Source organism: Qipengyuania sp. GPGPB31, assembly GCF_038396345.1.
In the GTDB taxonomy this organism is placed as follows: domain Bacteria; phylum Pseudomonadota; class Alphaproteobacteria; order Sphingomonadales; family Sphingomonadaceae; genus Qipengyuania; species Qipengyuania citrea.
This window is the reverse complement of record NZ_CP149572.1, coordinates 2,741,289-2,764,289: the sequence shown is the minus strand read 5'-3', so window position 1 is coordinate 2,764,289 and position 23,001 is coordinate 2,741,289. Positions and strand designations below refer to the sequence as shown.

Genomic DNA, 23,001 nt, shown 5'->3' with positions numbered 1-23,001 from the left:
AGCCCGCGCCCTGCCGTATCAGAACTTGCCGGTGAGCGTCAGCGTCGCCCGGCGTTCGTCACCCTTGTAGAGGAAGTGACCCGAGCGATAGCCCGAGACGTAGTAATCCTCGTTACCGATGTTGGTCACGTTTACGCGGGCACCGAAATTCTGGTTGAAATCCACGCTCGCGAAGGCGTCGAAGGTCCAGTAATCCGGCACGCGGTAGGTGAAGATGTCCAGATTGCTGTCGTAGCTCGCCGCATCGTCAGGCTGGCCGGTGTACTGTGCGCTCTTGTAGGTCGCGGTGCCGCCGAAGGCGATCGCATCGGTGACCTGGTAGCGCAGCTGGCCGCTGAACTGCGTGTTGGCGAAATTGCTCAGCCGGCGGCCGATCTTGCCGGGGTCGTTCGAGTCGGTAATTTCCGAATCCATCACGGTCAGTGCCGCCTGCGCGAGCAGCTGCGGGGTGATGTTGCCGACCAGCCCGAATTCGAGACCGCGTACACGGTTCTCCCCGGTGTTAAGCGAGCCACCGGCGCTGTAACCGTCGCCGGCAGATTCGAACACGTCGCCCTTGGTGATCTGGAACGCCGCGGCAGTCAGGAGGAAGCGATCGTCGAACAGGTCGGCCTTGACGCCGAGTTCGAAGCTGTCGCTGCTTTCGGGGCTGCCATCGCCGATGCCGGTACCGTCGTCGACACAGATGCCGCCGTAGCCGCAATTGCCGCCAAGATCGGATTCGCCGCCGTTGATGTTCTTGGCCGTGCCGTAGTTGAAGTAGACATACACTTCTTCAAGCGGCTTCACCCCGATCCCGGCATGGCCGTTCCACAGCGTATCGCTGTAGGTGTAGGGCGTGACCGTGCCGCGGCTGGTCACCACGTTGCTGTAGCTGAAGGCATCCATGCGGATCCCGCCATGGACCGACAGCCAGTCGGTGAAGTCCACCGTGTCCATCGCATAGACCGACAGCGTCTCGACCTGCCAATCGCTGTCGACACTGCCATCCGCGATCGTGCGCTGCACGATATTGTGGATTTCGTTCTGGCCGAAGATCACATTGCGGTTCTCATCGGTGATGCAGTAATTCGGGCTTAGTCCGCCGCGCCCGGCAGTGACGCAATTGGTCGCGCCGTTCGCGGTCAGGTCGTAAGTGCCATTGGCGACCTGGAGGTTCGAATATTCGGCACCCACGATCAGATTGTGCAGCACGGTGCCGGTGGCGAATTCGCCCAGCACATTGAACTGATTGACGAAATATTCGACTTCCTGGTTGCCCTGGTGCGTGCTGAGCGTGACCGGAGCGTAGGTGTCCGTCGCCGGGTCGTAGGCACCGCCGCGAAGACCGGTAAGGACATAGCCATTGCTGGTTTCGCCGTAGCGGGTCGAATTGACGATCGTGAAGCCATCGAACGGCGTGATGTAGATGCGGCCGGTGACCGTATCGACATCCGAATCCAGGAAGTCGCCGTTCTGCGTGTAATTGGGCACGTCGTCCCACGGTTCGTAAACCGTTACATCGTCCGGGCCGGTACCGGTCGGCCGGGGAACGTAGCCGCCGAGATCGGGCGTATCGTTCGCCGTCAGGTGATAGTAGTCGAGCACCAGTTCGAACACTTCGCTGGGCTTGAAGGCGGCCGACACAGCGGCGCCGTAACGCTCGCGGTCGGAGAAGTTGCGGTTGGGCACTTCCTTGTAACCGTAGAGCAGGTTGGCACGCAGCGCGAGCGTATCGGTCAGCGGCACATTGGCGTCGAGCGTGACGCGGTAATAGTCATCGGTACCGATGCCCGCGTCCACCCGCGTAAACTGGTAATCGGTGCTGGCCTTCTTGGTGATCGAGTTGACTGCGCCGCCGGTCGAACCGCGACCCGCGAAGCTCGAGCTTGGCCCCTTGGTGATTTCGATCTGGTCGACTGCGAAAGTCTCGCGCGTGGTCATGCCCGGATCGCGCAGGCCATCGACGAAGACGTCGCTGCGGGCCTCGTGGCCGCGGATGATGTAACGGTCGCCGAAGGCGTTGCCGTTCTCGCCCGTACCGATGGTCACGCCGGGGACATTGTCGAGCACGTCGCGCAGGTCGGTTGCGCCCTGTTCCTCGAGCTGCTGTTCGGTCAGCACCTGGATCGTCTGCGGGGTTTCCGAGAGCGGCTTCACGCGGCGCAGATCACCCGAAGTGCGCGCCTTGTAGGGTACGCCCGGCTGGGCGTTGGGGTTAACGTCAGCGGTGGCGTCTTCGATCTGCAGCGTGTCGAGGACGACTTCGTCTTCGCCATTGGCATCCTGCGCCTGTGCACCGCCGGCAATCAACGCGGCCGACAGGCCCATCGCCGCAGCAGTGCCCCGTCCGGCACCGCGCAGGCTGAGCGGGCGGATCACGCCCCGGTTACGATCCCTCATGGTAAAACCTTTCTCTCATTTCGTGCGTAGTGAGTAGTCGATGGGAAGCGAGATCGTGACGCGGTCGCGCGTCATCGATCGCGGGAATCTGGGCAGCGGGGCGACGCGCTCCATCAGGTCGAGCGTGGCCTGGTCGAGCAGGTCGTGGCCACTCGATGTGCGGATCGAACTGCCGCTGATCCGGCCATCCGCATGGACGGTGAAGCGAACGGTTACGACGCCCTGCTGGCGGGCCTTCTTGGCTTCGCTGGGGTACCGCTTCTTGCGGTTGAGATGCGCGCTGAGCAGCGAATAATAGTCGGCTTCCTCGCGCTTCGCCTTCGGATCGTCGCCGGGGGTAGCCGCGGTTCCGGTGCCGCTGCCCGCCGGTGCGATCGCCAGGGCAGCGCGCGGCGGCGCGGCCGGGGCAGCGGGCCTCGGCGGCGGGCTAGCGCTGCGCTGGGCAGGAAGCGGCGGCGGGGGCGGCGGCGTAGCGACGAATTCGCGCGGTAAAGGTGCATCCACGCGCGGCGCTTCGACGCGCGGCGGTAAGGTTTGCGGCGGGACGTAGTCGGCCTGCTGCTGGACCGGCTGCAAAACGGCCGGCGCAGGCGCTGGGGCCGCCTGCGGTGGCAGCTCGACCAGCACCACCGGATCCTCGACCGCGGGGTCCACCGGCCCAGTGTTGACCAGGAGCACGCCCGCCAGCACGGCTGCATGGCCGGCGATCGCGAAACCGCCTCCCAGCATCCAGTGGCTGCGGCCTGCCCCGATATCGATCACTGCGCCGCTCCGGCGGCTTCCGCGCCGACCAGGGCGACATGGACGTAGCCCGCAGCCCGCAGGGCGTTCATGGCCTGCATGATCTCGTCATAGGTTATCGCCTTGTCGGCGCGCAGGAAAACGCGCTCCTCACGGTCACCTGCGGTCGCCTCTTCGATCGCCCGGCCGAGCCCGCCGAGCTCGACCGCGTCCTCGTTTACCAGGATGGCCCCGTCGGCCTGTAGCGAAAGGTAGACGGGGGTTTCGGGCTTGGCAGCCGCCTGCGCGTTGGATACCGGCAGATCGACCTTGACGTCGACGGTCGCGAGCGGCGCGGCGACCATGAAAATGATCAGCAGCACCAGCATCACGTCGATGAACGGCGTCACGTTGATTTCATGCGCGACCGCGAGGTCCTCGCTGTCCGAAGCAAGTTTGAGCGCCATGGTCAGCCCTCGACCGCGGGCAGCGTGCCGCGGCTCAGATCGCGCGAAACGATGCGTAGCAAGGCGGCCGCGCTATCGGCGACCACGGCGCGATGAGCGGCGATTACACGCGCGAAATGGTTGTAGATCACCACGGCGGGGATGGCGGCCACGAGGCCCAATGCCGTCGCCAGCAGGGCTTCGGCGATGCCCGGCGCCACCACGGCGAGATTGGTGGTCTGCGATTCCGCAATCCCGATGAAGCTGTTCATGATGCCCCACACCGTGCCGAACAGGCCGACGAAGGGCGCCGTCGCCCCGATGGTGCCGAGGATCGTGACCCCCTGCGTCATCTTGCGGGCAACTTTCGCCTCGTAGCGGTCGAGGCGCGAGACGAGGCGCTCCTTCAGGCCCTCGGCATCCGCCAGAGCATCGGCGGACTGGGCGATTTCCGCCCGCGCCTCTTTAACGATGGGATGCGCGGCGGACGCGGCATCGAGCTGCGCCAGCGATCCCGCTTCGGCCAGCGTGTCGCGGAAAGCTTCGGCGCTCTTGCGCTGGCGAGCGAGCTCGAGATGCTTGGCGATAAGGACGGTCCAGGTGGCGACCGAGGCCAGGACCAGCCCGATCATCACCAGTTTCACCACCCAGTCGGCCTGCGCAAACATGCCCCATACGCTGAGATCGTGCGGCAGTGTCTGGGTGCCTGCCGCGGCCGGAGTCGCGACGATGAGAAAGACTGCGGGAAGGAGTTTTCGGAACACGTGTGCTGGGCCCTGCTGATTCGCTTGGAGCGTCCGCCTAAGCCCGCGCAACTTCTATTGCAAGTCATTCTCATTTGCGTTTTCTGCTGCGCGATGGTGCATAAATTGCACCATTCGCCGCCTCCCTGATCATGATCAGGGAGCGTGCTTATTGGGAGTTACGGAATTCGCCCCCGCTCAGCCGAGCTGGGCAAAATTGGCCACGCCGGGCGCTGAAGTACGGCGGCGGACCGGCGCTTCTGACCCCACCGCTTCGCCGGCGAATTGCGCCAGCGCGGCGGTCACGTGGCCGAGCTTGGTTTCGTCGATCCGGTAATAGACCAGCTTCGCGTCCTTGCGCGTGGCCACCAGCCCGGCACCGCGCAGGACGGCCAGCTGCTGCGACAGCGTCGGCTGTCCGATCTCCGCCGCGTCGTCGATCTCGCCGACATTGCGTTCGGCGCCCGACAGCGTCTGCAGGATGCGCAAGCGGACCGGGTGGGCCACCGCCTTCAGCGCCGCGACCAGATCGTCATCGTTCACCTGCGCGCTCCCGCCCCGGCCTTGCCCAGGAACCAGTCGGCCTCGCCTTGGGCCGCGAAGACACTGTCGAGGTCCGCCTGTGGCTGGCCCAGCAGTGCCTCGCCCGGCTGCCAGTTCGCGGGTGCCAGCGAAGTCTCCTTGTCGACCGCCTGCAGCGCGTCGAGCATGCGCAGCATTTCGGGTGTCGAACGCCCGACATTGGCGGGATAGCAGGTCATCGCGCGGATCACCCCCTCGGGATCGATGAAGAAGGTCGATCGTACGGCGCCGCTGTCGCTGTCGCCCGGTGCGACCATCCCGTAACCGCGGCCGATCACCAGCGTCGGATCCTCGAGAATGGGGAAGCGGACTTCGACATCAAACCGGTCGCGGATCATCCTGAGCCACGCGAAATGGGAGAACAGGCTGTCCACCGACAGCGCCATCAGCGCGCAGTCGCGCTGCGCGAAATCACCCGCCGCACGCGCCAGCGCGACGAATTCGGTGGTGCAGACGGGAGTGAAATCCGCCGGGTGCGAAAACAGCACCAGCCAGCGCCCGCGGTAATCGGACAGACGGACATCGCCCGTAGTGCTGCGCGCCGAGAAATCGGGGGCTATGTCGCCGATCCGCAGGCCCGCGCAGGGGGCCGCAGATGCATCGCCGGAGTTGTGCGCGTCCTGCCTCATCGCGCCTTCCTACCACTTGACATCAATAGTGCAATACATATACATAGTTTATGTAATTTATTGGAGTAAGTCCGATGGCCACCGACCAACCACTCGCCCACGCCACGCAGCAGATCGGGCGCGCCCGCGACGACAAGACGCGCCGCCCCTCGATCGCCGGCTTCTTCGACGAAGCCACCAACACCATATCCTACGTCGTGCATGATCCCAAGACCGCGGAGGCGGCGATCGTCGACTCGGTGCTCGACTTCGAAGCGGCCTCGGGCCGGACTTCGAACGGCTCCGCCGACCGAATTATCGAATATGTCACTTCGAATAATTTGAAAGTTACCTGGCTGATCGAGACTCATGCGCATGCCGATCATATCTCGGCGGCGCCCTATCTGCAGGAAAGGCTGGGTGGCAAGCTGGCGATCGGCCGCGAGATCATCCGCGTGCAGGAAGTGTTCGGCAAGCTGTTCAACGCCGGCACCGATTTCGAGCGCGACGGATCGCAGTTCGACAAGCTGTTCGACGATGGCGAAAGCTTCGCTCTTGGCGAGCTCGAGGGCATCGCGTTGCACGTGCCCGGACATACGCCCGCAGACATGGCCTTCATCATCGGTGATGCGGCGTTTGTCGGCGACACGATCTTCATGCCCGATTTCGGCACCGCACGCGCCGACTTCCCCGGCGGTGATGCGCACGAACTGTTCCGCTCGATCCGGCGCCTGCTGTCGCTTCCCGACGATACCCGCCTGTTCCTGTGCCACGACTACAAGGCGCCGGGCCGCGACGAATATGCCTGGGAGACCACGGTCAAGCAGCAGCGCGAGGAAAACGTCCATGTGAAGGATGGCGTCACCGAGGAAGACTTCGTCGCCATGCGGACCAGCCGCGACAAGACCCTGGACATGCCCAAGCTGATCATGCCTTCGGTGCAGGTCAACATTCGCGGCGGGCGGCTTCCCGAACCGGAAGATAATGGCGTCAGTTACATCAAGATCCCGGTGAACGCGGTATGACACTGCCAGGCTATCCCGAGGCGGCCCCGCTCGCCGGCCTTGCGGGCGGCGTGCTGATCGGCCTTGCTGCAGCCGTCATGCTGCTTGGTCTGGGCCGTATCGCGGGCGTTTCCGGGATTGCGGCCAAGGCTGCGGGGCTGGGCGGCAGCGGCATTGCCCGCAGCGGAGCCTGGACGTTCGTTATCGGGCTACCGCTTGGCGCGCTGGTCGTGGCCATGCTGCAAGGCGGTATCGAAGCCCGCTTCGCCAGCGCCCCGGTCCTGATTGTCGCGGGCCTGCTGGTAGGTATCGGGACGCGGCTGGGCAGCGGGTGCACCAGCGGTCACGGGGTCTGCGGCGTCAGCCGCCTGTCCGCCCGCTCGATCGTTGCCACGCTGACCTTCATGGCGGCGGGCATCGCCACTGTCGCCGCGATGAATGCGCTGGGCATGGAGGTGCTGCGATGACCCGCCCCGCCCTCCCCGCCCTCGTCTCGGGTACCTTGTTCGGCGCCGGTCTCGCACTTGGCGGAATGACCGACCCGGCGCGCGTACGCGGCTTCCTCGACCTGTTCGGCGCGTGGGACCCGACGCTCGCTTTCGTGATGGGCGGGGCAGTGGTCGTCATGGCAGTTGTCTGGCGAGCGGTTCCGCGGATGCAGACGCCGTGGCTGGCCGAGGCCTTCCACCTTCCCACCCGCGCCGATCTCACGCCGCGCCTGATCGGCGGAGCCGCCTTGTTCGGAATTGGCTGGGGCATCGCCGGCCTGTGTCCCGGCCCCGGAATTGCCGCTCTGGTGATCGAACCGGGTGCGGCCGCAATATTCGTCGCCGCGATGCTGGCGGGCATGGCGCTGGTCCGGCTGTTCGAAGCGAAATCGGCATGACCTGCAAACGCGTAACCGATCGCTTTGCAGTCGCTCCGCAGCTTTCGCCCGAAGCGCTGCCGGCATTGGTCCAGGACGGGTTCAGCGTGCTGGTCTGCAATCGCCCCGATGGCGAGGACGATGACCAGCCCGCCGCGGAAGTCATGCGCGCGGCGGCGGAAAGCGCCGGCATGCGCTTCCACCATATCCCCGTTGCCGGCGGCGCATTTCCTGCCGAAGCGGTTGCCGCCTTCGGGCAGGTCCGCCGCGAAGCCGGCGGCAAGGTGCTCGCCTATTGTCGCACCGGCACCCGTTCGATCACGATCGATGCGCTCGCCAATCCCGAAGGATTGAGCGTGGCCGACCGCCTCGAGCAAGCCGGCGCCGCGGGTTACGACCTGTCCGCGCTGGCATCGCAACTGGCCGAATAGCACCCGCAAACCGGAGATCTGGCATGGCACGCAGCTACACGCACGAAGTGGTCATCATCGGTGGCGGCGCGGCCGGCATCGCCACCGCCGCATCGCTGCTCAAGCGACGGCCCCTGCTCGACATCGCCATCATCGAACCGAGCGAACACCACTATTACCAGCCCGGCTGGACCATGGTCGGCGGCGGGGTGTTCGATGCGCCCGTGACCTGCCGCCCGATGGCCAGCGTCATGCCCAAACGCACCCGCTGGATCCGGCAGGCCGCGGCGACCTTCCAGCCCGAAGACAACCAGCTTACGCTGCGCGATGGCAGCACGATCGCCTATCGGCTGCTGATCGTTGCACCGGGCATACGGCTCGCCTGGGAACAGATCGAGGGACTGGAGCAGACGCTCGGGCGCAATGGCGTCACTTCGAACTATCGCTACGACCTGGCGCCCTACACCTGGAACCTCGTTCGTACGCTCAGATCAGTCCGGGCGATCTTCAGCCAGCCGCCGATGCCGATCAAATGCGCGGGCGCACCGCAGAAGGCGATGTACCTGTCGTGCGACGCCTGGGCCGATCGCGGCGTGCTGGGCGATATCGATGTAGAGTTCCGCAATGCCGGCGGAGTGCTGTTCGGAGTCAAGGAATACGTCCCCGCGCTGATGGAATATGTCGAGAAATACGGCATCGACCTCAAGCTTAACCAAACACTTGTCGCGGTCGACGGACCGGCAAAGACCGCCACGTTCAAAACCGAAGCCGGTGAGGAAACGGTCGCGTTCGACATGCTCCATGTCGTTCCCCCGCAAGTCGCCCCGGCGTTCGTTGCCGACAGCCCGCTCGCGCAGGCCGAAAGCGGCTTCGTCGATATCGATCCGATCACCCTGCGCCATGTGCGCTATCCGAATGTCTTCGGGCTCGGCGATGCCGGGTCGAGCCCCAATGCCAAGACCGCAGCCGCCGTGCGCAAGCAGGCCCCGATCGTCGCGGTCAACGCGCTGGCTGTGCTCGACGGCAAGCAGCCGGTCGCCGATTACGACGGCTATGGTTCGTGCCCGCTGACTGTCGAACGCGGCAAGATCGTGCTCGCCGAATTCGGGTATGGCGGCAAGCTCCTGCCCAGCCTGCCCACCTGGCTGATCGACGGCACCCGTCCGCGGCGGCTCAGCTGGCTGCTCAAGTCCGAGGCGCTGCCGTGGATCTACTGGAACGGCATGCTCAAGGGCCATGAGTGGCTGGCACGGCCGCAGGTCAAGACCGCAGCCTGATGGAACCGGCCGGCACCGAAGGTAGCGCGGCACCGCCAGGCGCACCCGGGCAGCGCCAGCGCGCGCATGCGCTGGCGCAATACTTCCCGATTCTCGGATGGGGCCGCTCCTATAACGGCGCGGTCCTGACGCGGGATCTGGTCGCGGCCGTGGTCGTCACCATCATGCTGATCCCGCAGAGCCTGGCCTATGCGCTGCTGGCGGGCCTGCCCCCGGTCGTGGGTCTCTATGCCTCGATCCTGCCGCTGGTGGCTTATGCGATCTTCGGGACCAGCCGCACGCTGGCGGTGGGGCCGGTGGCAGTAGTTTCGCTGATGACTGCAAGCGCGGCCGGTGCGGTGGCAGCGCAGGGCACGGCGCTCTATCTCGAAGCCGCGATCACGCTCGCCGCGCTGTCCGGCATCATGCTGGCAGTGCTCGGCTTGCTGCGAATGGGCTTCCTTGCCAATCTGTTGTCGCATCCGGTCATCAGCGGCTTCATCACGGCCAGCGGGATTCTCATCGCGACCAGCCAGCTCAAGCACATATTGGGTGTCAGCGCGGGCGGGGATACCTGGCCCGCCATGCTCGGCGGGATTGCCGCGGCCATCGACCAGATCAATCCCTGGACGCTCGCGATCGGGCTGCCCGCCACGCTGTTCCTGTTCTGGGTACGCAAAGGGTTGAAGCCGCTGCTGGTCCGGCTGGGCCTGACGCAGCATGCCGCCGATATCGTCGCCAAGGCGGGGCCGGTTGCCGCTGTCGCTGCAACCATCGTGGCGGCGCTCGCGCTCGACCTCGGCGCGCGCGGGGTCAACCTCGTCGGGGCGATCCCGCAGGGATTACCGCCATTTGCCCTGCCCTCCACCAATCCCGACCTGATTGCGCAGCTATGGGTGCCCGCGCTGCTGATCTCGATCATCGGCTTTGTCGAGAGCGTGTCGGTCGCGCAGACGCTGGCCGCCAAGCGCCGCCAGCGGATCGCGCCGAACCAGGAACTGATCGGCCTCGGCGCGTCCAACATCGCCAGCGCCTTTTCGGGCGGCTATCCCGTCACCGGGGGTTTCGCCCGGTCGGTGGTCAATTTCGATGCCGGTGCGGAAACGCCCGCGGCGGGCGCCTATACCGCGGTGGGTATCGCGCTGGCGGGGCTGTTCCTGACACCGCTGCTGTTCAGCCTGCCGATCGCGACACTGGCCGCGACGATCATCGTTGCCGTCCTCAGCCTTGTCGATCTGAAGACACCGGGCCAGCTGTGGCGCTATTCCAAGGCCGATTTCGCGGCACATATGGTGACCATCGTCATCACTCTGGTGGCGGGCGTCGAACTTGGGGTGATCGCGGGGGTCGCGGTGGGACTGCTGCTCTATCTGTGGCGCGCCAGCCGCCCGCATGCCGCGATCGTCGGCCGCGTTCCCGAGACCGAGCACTTCCGCAATATCGACCGCCACGACGTGTTCACCGTGCCGCACGTCCTGTCGATCCGCATCGACGAGAGCCTGACCTATCTCAACGCGCGCTGGCTCGAGGAATATGTCCTCGAGGAAGTCGCCGACCGACCCGCAGTGCGCCACGTGATCCTGATGTGCAGCGCAGTGAACGAAATCGACGCTTCTGGCCTCGAAAGCCTCGAGGGCGATCAATCATCGCCTCGCCGACGCCGGGATCGGATTGCACCTGTCCGAGGTCAAGGGGCCGGTCATGGACCGGTTGAACCGCACAGATTTCGTCGCCGAGCTCAGCGGCCGGGTGTTCCTGTCGCAGAACCGCGCCTTTCGCGAGCTTGCGGCCAATGGCGGCCCGTCCGAGGTGCCGCCCGCCGACATGGCGCGCGGGATGATCTGATGCCGCGCATCCCCGACAAGGACGCCCGCTGCCGCCGGATCGCGGCGCTCATTGCCGCCGGCCGGGGCGTATGCGAAAGTTGCCGCGAAATCGGCATTTCGGAGAAGACCTTCTATCGCTGGCGCGCCGAGCACCGATCCAATGCAACACCCCTTGCGTAAATCGGACGGGCCCCGAGCCCCCCGCTCCGCTAGACAGGCAGAGAGATAGGGAAAAAGTCATGTTCGAAGGCGTCGACGCACTTCTACTCGCCCGGATCCAGTTCGCCTTTACGGTGAGCTTCCACTTCATCTTTCCGGCATTCTCGATCGGGCTCGCCAGCTTTCTCGCAGTGCTCGAAGGCCTGTGGCTCAAGACCGGCAAGCAGCTATATCTCGACCTGTTCAAATACTGGCTGAAGATCTTTGCCATCGCCTTCGCCATGGGCGTCGTCTCGGGCATCGTGATGAGCTACCAGTTCGGCACCAACTGGTCGGTCTTCTCCGACATTGCCGGACCCGTCATCGGCCCGCTGATGGCCTATGAGGTCCTGACCGCCTTCTTCCTCGAGGCCGGGTTCCTCGGCGTCATGCTGTTCGGCATGAACCGCGTCGGCAAGAAGCTCCATTTCGCCGCCACGCTGATGGTCGCGGTGGGGACCTTCGTGTCCGCTTTCTGGATCCTGTCGGTCAACAGCTGGATGCAGACGCCGGTGGGGTACGAGATCGGCGCCAACGGGCAATATCTGCCGGGTGACAGCTGGCTCGAGATCATCTTCAATCCCAGCTTCCCCTATCGCCTGGTCCACACGGTGACTGCCGCCTATCTCACGACTGCCTTCGTCGTCGGCGGGGTCGGCGCCTGGCATCTGCTGCGCGACCGCACCAACCTGCACGCGCGAAAGATGTTCTCCATGGCAATGTGGATGGCGGCAATCGTCGCGCCGATCCAGATCGTCGCCGGCGACATGCACGGCATCAACACGCTCGAGCACCAGCCGCAGAAGGTGATGGCAATGGAAGGCCATTACCAGAGCCACCCCGACGGGGCGCCGCTGATCCTGTTCGGCATTCCCGACAGCGAGGAAAAACGCGTCAAATATGCACTCGAAATCCCGAAGTTGTCCTCCCTGATACTCAAACACGACCTTGATGCCCCGCTCGCCGGGCTCGACACCATTCCCGACGACGAGGAACCGCCGGTCGGCATCGTGTTCTGGTCGTTCCGAATCATGGTCGGCATCGGCTTCGCCATGCTCGGGCTGGGTCTGTGGAGCCTCGCCGCACGGTTCCGGCGCAAGCTCTACGACTGGCAATGGCTGCACCGTGCGGCGCTGGTCATGGCGCCCAGCGGCTTTGTCGCAGTGCTGGCCGGCTGGATCACGACCGAGGTCGGCCGCCAGCCCTATGTGATCTACAACCTCCTGCGCACGGCCGATGCAGCCAGCCCGCTCGATGCGCCCGCGGTCGGCGCCTCGCTGGTGGCCTTCGTCCTGGTCTATTTCGCGGTCTTCGGCGCGGGTGTGTGGTACATCCTCCACCTGATGCGCAAATCGCCCCATGTCGGCGAGAAGGGCGTCAAGCGCGGCGATACGGGCCCCATCCGTACCGCCGGCATTACCCCGGGGCCGTCGCAGAACCCGGGCGACCCCAGCACCCTGCCGCGTAATCAGGAGGAGGCGACCGATGGCCGTTAATTTCGACCTCACCGTGATCTGGGCGTTCATCATCGCCTTTGCGGTCTTCGCCTATGTCGTGATGGACGGGTTCGATCTGGGCATCGGCATCCTCTTCCCGACCTTCGAAGTCGGGCCCGAACGCGACCGCGCGATGAATTCGATCGCTCCGGTCTGGGATGGCAACGAAACCTGGCTCGTACTGGGCGGCGGCGGGCTTTTCGCCGCCTTCCCGCTGGCCTACGCGGTGATCCTGCCCGCCACCTATCCGCTGATCATCGCCATGTTACTGGGGCTGGTCTTTCGCGGTGTCGCCTTCGAATACCGCTGGCGCGACCCTGGCCATCGGCGGCTGTGGGATGCCGCCTTCACCGGCGGAAGCCTGGTCGCGGCGATGGCGCAAGGGATGACGCTGGGCGCGTTGCTGCAAGGCATCGAGGTGGTCGACCGCGCCTATGCGGGCAGCTGGTTCGACTGGCTGACGCCCTACACGCTGCTGACCGGGCTCGGCACGGTGGCGGGCTATGCCCTGCTCGGCGCAACCTGGCTGGTATGGAAGCTTGACGGGCCTGGCCAGCACCACGCGCGGCAGATGGGCAAGCGCGCGGCATGGGCCACCCTCGCGCTGATGGGCGGGGTCAGCCTCTACAACGTCTTCCTCAACCCCGAATATGCCGATCGCTGGCTGACGGCGCCGGAGATATACCTCGCTGCGCCCGTGCCCATCCTGACCGGAGTTATCGCCATCGCCCTGCTGCGTTCGCTGTCGGTCGAGCGCCACAGCAAGCCCTTTTGGCTCAGCCTGGCGCTGTTCTTCTTCGGCATGGCGGGGCTCGGCTTCACCATGTGGCCCTATGTCGTCCCGCCCGGCGTCACCATCTGGGATGCCGCGGCACCCGAACGCAGCCAGATCTTCATGCTGGTAGGCGTTGCCATCACCATGCCGCTGATCATCGCCTATACCGCCTGGGCCTACTGGGTCTTTCGCGGCAAGGTGGGCGACGAAGGTTACCATTGATGGGGCAGCCCGAAGATCGCCCGCTGTGGCAGCGGCTGGGATGGATGGCAGCAATCTGGCTCGCCAGCGTCGCAGTGCTGGGAACGGTAGCCTTCCTTATCAGGACCTGGCTCAAGTCCTGATAGGGCGCCCTTAAAGCTACGCGAGCGCACTTCGCGAAGGACCCAAGTAACGGTCCTGAGAATTTTTCTGGGCGTTCCGACCATGTCGATCTCTGCCGTCGCCGCATTCACCGACGACAAATGAAGCGTTCACGCAAGTCTAGCTGCACGAACAGTCGCCCCCCCCCGATCTCGCTGGGTAGAATGCAGCCGCGCCCCATCCTAGGCCCCGTCCGATAGCATCTTGTTTATGCGCCGCAAATTTGCGTTCCGACGATGTTAATGATAATTCGGCTAACCCCCACATCCGTTGTCGGGGCGCGCCGATTGCTCGAGGGCGGGGTAAGAGCAGGTTCCGGCCGGAAAGGGGTTGTATTGTGCGCCTCGATGCGCCGATACGACCGAGCAGGGGTGGAGGAACTATTGACTGCTGATCCGCAGGACACGAACGCCAATAACGACGCTAAACACCGCATCGCGATCGTCGATGACGAATCCGGTGTGCGCCAGACGCTGGTGCGCGGGCTCGAACGGTTCGGCTTTGTTTGCCGTCCCTTTCGCAGCGGCGTGGATTTCCTCGACAGCCTCGAATTCGAGATTCCAGATTGCGTGGTCCTCGACATGCGGATGCCCGAACTCGACGGGCTGGGAGTACTGGGCAAGATCCCGGCCGAAGCGCAAGCAATACCCGTCATCATGCTCACCTCGCATGGCGAAGTGAGCCTAGCCGTCGAAGCCATGAAATGCGGCGCGGTCGATTTCGTAGAGAAGCCGGTGTCGATCAAGAGCTTCGCAGACAAGATCGCAGGGCATATCGAACGGTCGGTGGAACTGCGGCGGCAGGTTGCGGAAGTGGAAGCGTGCAAATCGCTGATTGCGCGGCTGACATCGCGAGAAAGCGAAATCGCCAACCAGATCGTGCATGGCAGCAGCAACAAGGAGATCGCCCGCGCGCTCGATATCAGCCCGCGAACCGTCGAGGTTCACCGTGCGAATATCTTCAAGAAGCTGGAGGTCCGCAACGCGGTGGAATTCGCTCTGACCTTCGAAAGGGCGAAGTTCGCCGCCCGGCCCGCATCCGTCAACTGCTGAGCGCGGTCAGCTTCGCTCCATCTGCGCCAGCGCACCCGCCAGGTCACGGCGGGTGAACGGTTTGGGCAGCCAAGCGGTATCGCTCCAATCGAGCGCCTCGCGCAGCGATGCCTCGCTCGCATAGCCTGAAATGACCAGCACCTTGAGGCCGGGTAAGCGGCGCTGTGCCTCGCGCGTGAGTTCGATACCGTCCATCCTGCCGGGCATGACGACATCGGTGCACATCAGCCTGATTTCCGTATGCTGCTCCAGTATCTCAAGCGCCTCGCGGCCATCGGACGCGCTCAGCACCGAATATCCTTCGGCGTTCAGTATCCATTCCACGTAGTCGCGCACCTGCGCATCGTCCTCGACCAGCAGGATGGTCGCATTTTCCCCGTCCATCCGCGGACTTGCGTCGTTTGAGCGTGGGACGGGCCGACCACCGGCTGCCTGCGGAAGAAAGATGCTGACCGCCGTCCCCTTGCCCGGGCTGCTTTCCACCAGCGCGTGGCCGCCGGATTGCTTGGCAAAGCCATAGACCATGCTGAGCCCCAGCCCCGTTCCATCGCCGATCGGCTTGGTGGTGAAGAAGGGTTCGAAAACGCGTGGCGCGATCTCCGGCGCGATCCCGGCACCGGTATCGACCATCGCTATCCGAATGTAGTCGCCAGGCTCCAGCACGGAATCGAGCAGACCGGCCTCGACCCGGTACGGGCGCGCTTCCAGCGAGAGCGAACCGCCCCGCGGCATTGCGTCGCGGGCGTTGAGCGCCAGATTGACCAGCGCATTGTCGAGCTGGCTGGGATCGACCTCGGCATAAAGCGCCTGGCCTTCGACATCGACCGTCAGTTCCACCTGGTCCGGCAGTGCGTGGCGGATCAAGCGCGCTGCCTGCGCCATCTGCTCGGCAATATCGATCCGTTGCGGGGCCAGCGGCTGCTGCCGCGCGAAGGACAGCAGGCGGCTGGTAAGTTCGGCTCCGTTGCGCGCCGCCGAATGGATCAGTTCGAGCCGTTCGCGGTCCGTCGGACTGGCGAGGTCTTCGGCCAGTGTCTCCGCATTGCCCATGATGATCATCAGCATGTTGTTGAAGTCATGGGCCACCCCACCGGTAAGCTGCCCCAGAGCCTCGAGCGACTGGTTCTCGCGCAGGATGTCCTCCAGCCGCCGGCTTTCGGTGATATCGCGCACAGCCCCGACAACGCGGATTGCCGTGCCGTCTTTCGACCGGATGATCGCCGCCCGGTCCTCGACCAGGAGGTGTGACCCGTCCGCGCGCTCGATCCGGTATTCGGCGCGCCAGCGATCCGCCTTGCCTTCGATCGCCTCGCAGAAGGAAGCGATCACCTCCCGCCGGTCTTCGGGCAGGATGGTGTTGTGCCACACGCCGCCCGAATAGGGGGCCAGCGACGGATCGAGCCCGAGCCGCTCCACCCCTTCGCTGGCGCGCCACAACAGGTCGGTGCGCGGGTCGAGTTCCCACAGCATGTCACTCGAAAGTTCGGCCACGATCCGCAGCCGCTCTTCCGAGGTTTCCAGCCGCTGTTCCTTGCGCCGCAGCTCGGTCAGATCCCGGATCGCCCCGACGATACGCACCGGTTTTTCGTCATTGTAATGGATCATGAATTCCGCATGCGCGATCCCGACGCCGCCCCGCGGCCGAGCAAAGCGGAATTCCCCTTCGAGCCGTTCGCTGGCCTGCTCGAACGCCTCGAGCAGCTGGCCATGCGTAGTCTCGCGCTCGGCCTCGAGGACGAACTGCGCGACATTGTCCAAATTCATTTCGGCCGGCGGCTGCGTTCCGAAAATCCGTTCGAAATTCTGGTTGGTCCAGAGCGCGCCGGTGACGAGGTTCCAGTCGAAGATCATGCTCTTCGCGGCGCGCGATGCCAGTTCGAACCGCTCGCGGTCGCGCTGGGCCGCGAACTGCTGTTCGCGCGCATGGGTGATATCGGTCACGCTGGATACGATGACCGTGACTTCGCCAGCGTCGTTGCAGATCGGAAAGGCGCTGCAGGACAGCCACCGCACATCTTTCAGCCCGTCCTGTGCAAGAGCGACGATCAGGCCGCGCTTGAATTCGCCCGTCGCCGCCACCTGCCGCGCCGGGTAATCCTCCTTCGCCAGCGTCGTCCCGTCCTCGAGCATGAGCGTAAGCTCCTCGAATTCGCCCAGTGCGGCATCTTCATCGTGCGAAAGACCCAACAGGCGGCAAGCCTGCAGGTTGATCATCTCCACATCCCCTTCGGGCGAGTGGACCACGATACCCGCCTGGATCTTCTGGAAGATCAGGCGAAACTGCTGCTCGAGCTCTTCATTGCGAAGCTGGCGGGCCTTGCTCTCGGTAACGTCACGCGTGATCCCGACATAACCGATCAGTTCACCATCGTCGCCGAACTGCGGCGTGATCGACATGCTGTTCCAGAACGCATCGCCATTCTTGCGATAGTTGAGGACGTCGCCATCGAATTGCGTACGCGCATCGAGCGCCTGCCGGATCCGCCACTTGGTCTCGGCCGCAGTCTCGGGCCCCTGCAGGAACCGGCACGTCCGCCCGAGCACCTCGCTCTCGTTATAGCCCGTAATCTCGCAGAAATAGCGATTGGCGTAAGTGATCTTCTCTGCGGGATCAGTGAACACAACCCCGTGCCCGATCGCCTCGAGAATTTCTCGGCGAAACATCTTGTCCAACTGCCGAACCTCCACGACGCGAAAAATTGCGTAGCGCAGCCAAGTGCTCCAACACCAGCCCTCGCGCGCGCCAGCGGGCGTTATCCGCTGCACTGCAAAAGCGAGCGATTACGCCTGGTGGCGGTCCGCATGCTGCGCCCGGCCGTCCAGCCATTCGAGCTGTTCGAGGATCACCGGCGTGACATCGCGATGCGCGCTATGCCCTATGAACAAGTCCATATGGCCGTAATCGGGCACGATCCGCTGCTGGTACAGCTCGCGGTCGTTGCGGTCCTGCAGCCAGACCCGAGTGCGCTGCCCGCTTTCGGGATAGAACAGCTTGTTGGTCGCGCCCGACAGGAAGCTGATTGGCAACGCCAGCCGCCGCGCCGCATCCTCCGTTGTGTATACCGCATCTCCCGCCGCATCGACTGCCAGCCCCTGCCGCATGATGTCCTGCAGGTGTTCGAACGGCTTGAGCGCAACACGGCTGAACATGCTGCCCAGCGCCAGATGCGTATCGTGGCCCAGTTGCGCATGATCCCAGCTCGGACCGAACACCCCGAATACCCTGCGGCATACCGGGTTCTTGCAGGCCTGCCCTTCGGGCACCGGGATCTGGTAGGCGATGGCATCGATTTCATTGTCCTCTTCGGTGCCCCGCCCGACGAAATCGAGATGGCCATCGAGCATCGACACCTGTTCCAGCGCGCCGACGAGGCCGAGATCGGCCTTCATGTAGTTGAGCCAGTCGGTCACCGGATGCAGCGTCAGCTGCGAGGCGATCATCGACCGCACGCCCGACACCCAGCCCGCGCCGATACCCATCAGGAGGCTCATCGAACCGACGCAATGCGCGATCGCCTGGACGCTGTCGGCGCCCGTGACAGCGCGGATCTTGCGGATCGCCGCAGGCCAGTCATATCGCGCGATGTCGTCGATCGTGAACTCGGGCGGATGCTCGGTATCATTGCCCGAATCCGCGCTCGCGCGGTAATCGAACAGCCACACATCATAGCCTTGGGCGACGAGGCTTTCGGTGAGGTTTTCCTCGACCGTAGGTGTCGCGAAGCTGGAGGCGCGCACCGACAGTCCCGGCGCCAGTACCAGCGGCCCGCGCGGGCCGCCGCGATAGCGGGTCAGGCCGATGTTGATGCCATCGGCAGAGCCCTTCGTGCACCTCGGCTCCGCTCGTGCCGGCGAACACGCGGCAGGTATCGTCGACCACGCCATGCGCGGCATCGTCACCCATCCCGCAGCCACCGATCGGATGGACGGTGATCAGCTTCTTGCCGAACGGGTCGCTCCACAGGGGATCGGAGAAATACTGCGCATCGATTGCGCGCGCGGCTTCGGCCATGCGGTCGTCGTCGCGCCGGAAACTGCGCTGTTCGCCGGCCTGGGCCCAATGGATCGCAAGCCGGTCGTCTTCGAGTGCGAGCTGCCCACCCGAATCGTCGACGCTCATCACGAGATAGGTCTGCGTGCGCGCCATGGGGCCCTTGTATGCCCACTGCGCGATGCTTCCCGGATCGGTCTGGACCGCCTCGCCCATTGCCTTGGCATCGAGCAGGCGCGGCTTGACCTGGTCCATGCCGAACCGCGTGAACCCATCGGCCAGCGCCTCACCAAAGAAGAAGGCAGGCGCGAGCGCGGTGGCGATGATCCCCGGGGCGACACCTTCCTGGATAACCAGCCCGTCGGTGACATCCTCGGTCGCGCGCATGTCGATCACGCCGGTAATGCAGGGCCCCGGATAGGCATCCTTCGCGATATCCGAAGCGCCAACGCCAATCGCATAGAGAGGCTGCGCAGTCAGCGTATCGCCCTGCTTTTCAGCCTTCAGGTAACTGTCATAGGCGAAGCCCAGCGCATCGCCATTGCCCGAGAAATTCGCCCCCAGCCGGTCGGACAGCGGCAGTCCCTTCTCGCGCGAGCGGAGCAGGATCTCCGTCGACCCCAGCGCGCCCGCGCCGAGGATGACATGGTCGGCCGTGATGCTGCCCGGGCCCTGCGCAGCCCCTTCGCCATTGGGCTCGATATGGACGCGCCAGCGCGGTCCGTCGCGTTCGATCCACAGGACCTTGACCTGCGTGAAGATGTCCGCCCCGTGGTTCGCGGCATCGGGCAGGTAGTTCATCAGCGTCGTGTTCTTCGCCCCGACATTGCAACCAGAAACGCAGTCGCCGCAATTCGTGCAGGCCGGCTGCGGAACGCCGAACTTGTTGATCTTGTCCTCGAAAGTGACGTTGATCGGGGTCTTGTAGAAACGCTGCCCCATCGCCTTGGCCGAATGTTCGAGCGCTTCGAGCTTGCCCAGTACGGGATGACTGTCGGGATAGGGGTTGGGCGCCAGCATTTCGCGCGCCCGTTCGAAATAACCGTCGATCTCGCTGCGGTTGTCACGAAAGGCTGCGGGCCAATGCGCCTGGTCGAGCAGCCGCTTGTCGAGCTCGAGTGCGACGTTGGCGTTGATGAGCGATGTGCCGCCCAGCCCGCAGCCGACCAGAGCATATTGATCATCGTTTACATGCAGTTCGAACAGGGCGTCGGGTTCACCGATCCGCCCGCCCTTCGCATTGATCTGCATCGCACCCTGTGCATCGGCGAGCTTGTTCGGATATTCGCCCGGCAGGCGTTCGCGGCCGCGCTCGAGCACTGCGACCTGCTGGCCGGCACGAGCCAGCCGCGAAGCCGCAACACCCGCACCGTAGCCGGAGCCGACGACGAGAACTGTATAATGCGATTGCGCCTGGTCGAGACGCTTTGCGATGCGTTTCTGGGTAGTCATTCTGCTGCCTCCCGCACGGCGTGGTTCGATTGGTCGAGCATGTCGCGGACCCGCCGGTCGGCTTCCGCGACGATGCGCCCGTGTACTTCGCTGGAGAATGCGGCCCATTCGTCGGCTGCGTCCGCCACCGCTTCACTCGCGTCATCGACAAGCCGCGACACGCGCCCGCTGCCTTCGACGCGAACCGGCGCCATCGTGCCGTCGGTCGGGTCGTTGAAGAGCCGCAGCGAGGCGACCTCGAGCTCGTTGGAAATCAGCATCGCGGCGCAGCCCTGCACCGGCATCAGCGTCGGTTCGTCGAGTACCCAGCCGCCGGTGTTGAAGACCCCGACCGGGGTGGCGTAGCCATCGACCATCAATTCGTCCTGGAACGGCTTGTGTGTGTGTCCGAACACGAACTGCATTTCGCGGGGCAGCTCGCCCAGTTCCTCGCGCAACTGGGCAGCCATGGGTTGCCCGAGATACCAGCCGATGTCGTCGATCTCGGATTCGCCAAGTACGTGGCCATAGCCTTCGCGCTGGCGTTCGGCGGCGCGTCCCGCGGTCAGATCGACCCCGGCGCGGATGAGATTGTCGAGCGTGATCCCGTATTTCAGCTGCATTTGCGGATTGATGCCCAGCTTCGCGTTCAACCCGCCGGTCAGCCGCCGCGCGATGCTTTCGGCGAAATCGTGGCTGGCGCCGGCGCTTAGCATGGTCTGGTAGAGCGAACCGGTCTGCCCGCCGACTTCGCCTGCGCTGCCCAGATCCGACCACAGGAAATCGATCCACGGGCCGTTCTCCGCCTCGAGCTGCTGCATCGTTGCCGGGCGCGCGGGCGTCTGTTCGAGAAAGCCGCGCATGTTCGACAGCGCACGATACATGCCGTCGAGATAATGTCCGTGATGCATGACCACCGCACGCTTGCGATCGGCATCGGCCAGGCCCCAGTTGGGATAGGCGATCCGCACCGAAGCGCCGGCCAGGTGCGGACGCTGCGCGATCAGCGATTCCATCAGCCGACAGCTGTGCGTCGGCTGTCCGATGATCGGGGTGATGTGTTCGAGATCGCCCGGGATCTGCCCGTCCTGCAGCTGCGTCACGAAGCGGTGGTCCTGCGCCATGCGCCACAAGTGATGATCGTGATTGCCCGCGATATAGACGATGTCCCGGCGGAAGATTTCCTGCCCGTTTTCCGGGTAAAACGCATCGATCAGCTGGAGGAACGCCTTCGACACATCGCCGAAGGGCGACAGTCCCAGGTCAAGCGCATCGCCCAACAGCACGAGCTGGGGCTTTTCCCGATCCCCCAGCGTCGCACGCAGACCCGCAGCGAAGGCCGCAAGCACGGGGGACGGTTCGCGGGCGATTTCCCCGCCGCCGAGCACATGGGTAAGCAGGCTGTCGCGGGCCCCCAGATGGAGGTCCGACAGGACGATCTGGGCAATAGTCATGAGCGATTCTCCAGGCAGGCATAAAAGGCGTCGCGGACGATCTTCTCGCGCGGGTCGTCCCATTTTCCGGTGCCGAGCTGGTTGGTTATCCAGGCGTAGGCGACTTCGTCCTCGGGATCGGCGTAGGCCAGCGAACCGCCCACTGCGAAGCTGCCGAAGGCGTTCCGGCTGCGGGCGTATTCCCAATCCGCGAATGGTTTCTCGAAGCCGTGGGAATAATACATGTCGAGCGCGAGGATCCGGTCCTTGAGGCCCTTGCGCGGATAGCGATGGCCCGAGGAAATCTTGTTCATTACCGCGCGGGTGATCCCGAGGCGCTCCCCGCCCTCGGCAAAGACCTGGTAGAGTGCGGCCAGCCCGCGTGCAGAGGCCATCCCCCCGGCGGCCCCCTGCCCGGCCCGCCAGAAAGCCTCGCAGTCGAGCGCCCCCGGTCCCTGCAGCAGCAAGGGGTTGTTGAGCGTTCGGAACGCCAGCGTGCCGGGAAGGCACATCCTGATCGTCAGCGGCCAGGGCATGGTGGTGTGGTGCAGGAACAGGTCGGGCACGCCGAAGCCAGCGATCCGGGCGATGCGGCTGCGATCGAAGCTTTCGTCCAGCCCGATGAAGACGTCGATCCCCAGCGGGGCGGCGATTTCCTCGGCGAAGAACCGGCCCAGGCTGCGGCGATGCGGATCGCGGCGGCGGATCAGCTCGCTGGCGATCCAGCCCAGCGTATAGGCATGGTTGCCCGCATAGTCTCCGGGTGTCCAATTGGGCTTCTGCCGCGCGATGGCAGCGCAAATGGCGTCCTCGTCACCCATGGTATCGAGCGTGAGCTTGAAATCGATAGCCGCGAGCCCCGCCTGTTCGGACAGCGCTTCGCCGACTGTCACCGCGCCCTTGCCCTGCGCGGCGAATTCGGGCCAGATATCGGCGACCGGCTCTTCATAGGCGAACAGGCCGCGCGAGACGGCGACTGCCGCAGCCATTCCGGTCACCCCCTTGGTGAGCGAATAGACCAGCGCGATATCGTCACCCTGCCAGGCCACTTGGCGCGATCGATCCTGCCACCCGCCCTGCAAATCGACCACCGTTTCGCTGCGGTGGATGATGGTGCAGGCAGCGCCCAGTGCCGCGCCCGACCGGATGGTCGCTGCAAAAGCATGCGCTACCGGCTCGAAGCCCGCGGCCACATGACCGCGCGCCCAATCGTCGTCATGGAACCGGCTCGGTTCGGCCGATCTCGGCGAAAGTGCCTGCTGCGACATTCTGGCTCCCCGTCTTCTTCCGGCGAACCCCCGCTCGCCCCGCGAATATAGCTAATGTTAAATAGTTAATTCCCGGTTCGGGGGATTACGCAGATGCGGGATCGGGTGGTCCCGGCAGCGTCGCGGGTCGCGGCGTTTGAAATGCCTCGTCG

At 64.7% G+C, this 23,001-nt stretch carries 21 protein-coding genes; 10 read left to right on the top strand and 11 right to left on the bottom strand.

Annotated elements, in window-relative coordinates:
- Positions 1-18: 18 nt before the first annotated feature.
- The 6 genes from WKH79_RS13855 to WKH79_RS13830 all read right to left on the bottom strand — a co-directional run bounded on the left by WKH79_RS13855 (position 19) and on the right by WKH79_RS13830 (position 5,502).
- Entirely contained in the window at positions 19-2,382 is a 2,364-nt protein-coding gene (locus tag WKH79_RS13855) for a TonB-dependent receptor (protein ID WP_341859203.1), read from the bottom strand.
- Positions 2,383-2,397: 15 nt separating this feature from the next.
- Positions 2,398-3,144, bottom strand: coding sequence for an energy transducer TonB (locus WKH79_RS13850; RefSeq protein WP_341859202.1), 747 nt, complete (start codon positions 3,142-3,144; stop codon positions 2,398-2,400).
- The gene (gene exbD, locus WKH79_RS13845; protein WP_341859201.1) at positions 3,141-3,569 is read right to left on the bottom strand and encodes a TonB system transport protein ExbD; all 429 of its coding nucleotides are present in this window, start codon (positions 3,567-3,569) and stop codon (positions 3,141-3,143) included. The genes WKH79_RS13850 and exbD overlap by 4 nt, the downstream gene beginning before the upstream one ends.
- Positions 3,570-3,571: 2 nt before the next feature.
- Complete coding sequence (gene exbB / locus WKH79_RS13840; protein ID WP_063505737.1) at positions 3,572-4,312, bottom strand: tonB-system energizer ExbB; 741 nt, start codon at positions 4,310-4,312, stop codon at positions 3,572-3,574.
- Positions 4,313-4,489: 177 nt separating this feature from the next.
- Entirely contained in the window at positions 4,490-4,834 is a 345-nt protein-coding gene (locus WKH79_RS13835; RefSeq protein WP_050599660.1) for a metalloregulator ArsR/SmtB family transcription factor, read from the bottom strand.
- Positions 4,831-5,502 (bottom strand): peroxiredoxin, encoded by a 672-nt coding sequence (locus WKH79_RS13830; RefSeq protein ID WP_341859200.1) that lies wholly within the window; start codon positions 5,500-5,502, stop codon positions 4,831-4,833. Before WKH79_RS13830 ends, WKH79_RS13835 begins: the two co-directional genes overlap by 4 nt.
- Before the next feature lie 74 nt (positions 5,503-5,576).
- On the opposite strand from WKH79_RS13830, the gene WKH79_RS13825 reads away from it, so the two are divergent.
- From WKH79_RS13825 to WKH79_RS13780, 10 genes are all read left to right on the top strand, one after another.
- Positions 5,577-6,506, top strand: coding sequence for an MBL fold metallo-hydrolase (locus tag WKH79_RS13825; protein WP_341859199.1), 930 nt, complete (start codon positions 5,577-5,579; stop codon positions 6,504-6,506).
- A complete protein-coding gene (locus WKH79_RS13820) occupies positions 6,503-6,952 on the top strand; it encodes a YeeE/YedE thiosulfate transporter family protein (RefSeq protein WP_341859198.1) in 450 nt (149 codons plus the stop codon). The genes WKH79_RS13825 and WKH79_RS13820 overlap by 4 nt, the downstream gene beginning before the upstream one ends.
- Positions 6,949-7,371, top strand: coding sequence for a DUF6691 family protein (locus tag WKH79_RS13815; protein WP_341859197.1), 423 nt, complete (start codon positions 6,949-6,951; stop codon positions 7,369-7,371). Before WKH79_RS13820 ends, WKH79_RS13815 begins: the two co-directional genes overlap by 4 nt.
- Positions 7,368-7,781: a TIGR01244 family sulfur transferase gene (locus WKH79_RS13810; RefSeq protein WP_341859196.1), complete on the top strand. Its 414-nt coding sequence runs from the start codon at positions 7,368-7,370 to the stop codon at positions 7,779-7,781. Before WKH79_RS13815 ends, WKH79_RS13810 begins: the two co-directional genes overlap by 4 nt.
- Positions 7,782-7,804: 23 nt before the next feature.
- Positions 7,805-9,037, top strand: coding sequence for an FAD/NAD(P)-binding oxidoreductase (locus WKH79_RS13805; protein WP_341859195.1), 1,233 nt, complete (start codon positions 7,805-7,807; stop codon positions 9,035-9,037).
- A complete protein-coding gene (gene sulP / locus WKH79_RS13800) occupies positions 9,001-11,022 on the top strand; it encodes a sulfate permease (protein WP_341859194.1) in 2,022 nt (673 codons plus the stop codon). Before WKH79_RS13805 ends, sulP begins: the two co-directional genes overlap by 37 nt.
- 59 nt (positions 11,023-11,081) lie before the next feature.
- Positions 11,082-12,536 carry a cytochrome ubiquinol oxidase subunit I gene (locus tag WKH79_RS13795; protein ID WP_341859193.1) on the top strand — a complete coding sequence of 485 codons (1,455 nt, stop codon included), beginning with the start codon at positions 11,082-11,084 and terminating at the stop codon, positions 12,534-12,536.
- Positions 12,526-13,533, top strand: coding sequence for a cytochrome d ubiquinol oxidase subunit II (cydB, locus tag WKH79_RS13790; RefSeq protein WP_050599667.1), 1,008 nt, complete (start codon positions 12,526-12,528; stop codon positions 13,531-13,533). Before WKH79_RS13795 ends, cydB begins: the two co-directional genes overlap by 11 nt.
- The gene (locus tag WKH79_RS13785; RefSeq protein ID WP_082835456.1) at positions 13,533-13,655 is read left to right on the top strand and encodes a DUF2474 domain-containing protein; all 123 of its coding nucleotides are present in this window, start codon (positions 13,533-13,535) and stop codon (positions 13,653-13,655) included. Before cydB ends, WKH79_RS13785 begins: the two co-directional genes overlap by 1 nt.
- Positions 13,656-14,057: 402 nt before the next feature.
- Positions 14,058-14,726 carry a response regulator gene (locus tag WKH79_RS13780; protein ID WP_198143426.1) on the top strand — a complete coding sequence of 223 codons (669 nt, stop codon included), beginning with the start codon at positions 14,058-14,060 and terminating at the stop codon, positions 14,724-14,726.
- A gap of 6 nt (positions 14,727-14,732) precedes the next feature.
- Here WKH79_RS13780 and WKH79_RS13775 read toward each other — a convergent pair whose 3' ends face one another.
- The 5 genes from WKH79_RS13775 to WKH79_RS13755 form a co-directional block, all read right to left on the bottom strand.
- The gene (locus WKH79_RS13775) at positions 14,733-17,390 is read right to left on the bottom strand and encodes a PAS domain S-box protein (RefSeq protein WP_341859192.1); all 2,658 of its coding nucleotides are present in this window, start codon (positions 17,388-17,390) and stop codon (positions 14,733-14,735) included.
- Between the two features lie 117 nt (positions 17,391-17,507).
- Positions 17,508-18,464 carry a hypothetical protein gene (locus WKH79_RS13770; protein ID WP_341859191.1) on the bottom strand — a complete coding sequence of 319 codons (957 nt, stop codon included), beginning with the start codon at positions 18,462-18,464 and terminating at the stop codon, positions 17,508-17,510.
- Positions 18,391-20,169 carry a GMC family oxidoreductase N-terminal domain-containing protein gene (locus WKH79_RS13765; RefSeq protein ID WP_341859190.1) on the bottom strand — a complete coding sequence of 593 codons (1,779 nt, stop codon included), beginning with the start codon at positions 20,167-20,169 and terminating at the stop codon, positions 18,391-18,393. The genes WKH79_RS13770 and WKH79_RS13765 overlap by 74 nt, the downstream gene beginning before the upstream one ends.
- On the bottom strand, positions 20,166-21,602 hold the full coding sequence (locus WKH79_RS13760; protein WP_341859189.1) for a metallophosphoesterase: 1,437 nt from the start codon (positions 21,600-21,602) through the stop codon (positions 20,166-20,168). Before WKH79_RS13760 ends, WKH79_RS13765 begins: the two co-directional genes overlap by 4 nt.
- Positions 21,599-22,849 (bottom strand): serine hydrolase domain-containing protein, encoded by a 1,251-nt coding sequence (locus tag WKH79_RS13755; protein WP_341859188.1) that lies wholly within the window; start codon positions 22,847-22,849, stop codon positions 21,599-21,601. Before WKH79_RS13755 ends, WKH79_RS13760 begins: the two co-directional genes overlap by 4 nt.
- Positions 22,850-23,001 lie beyond the last annotated feature (152 nt).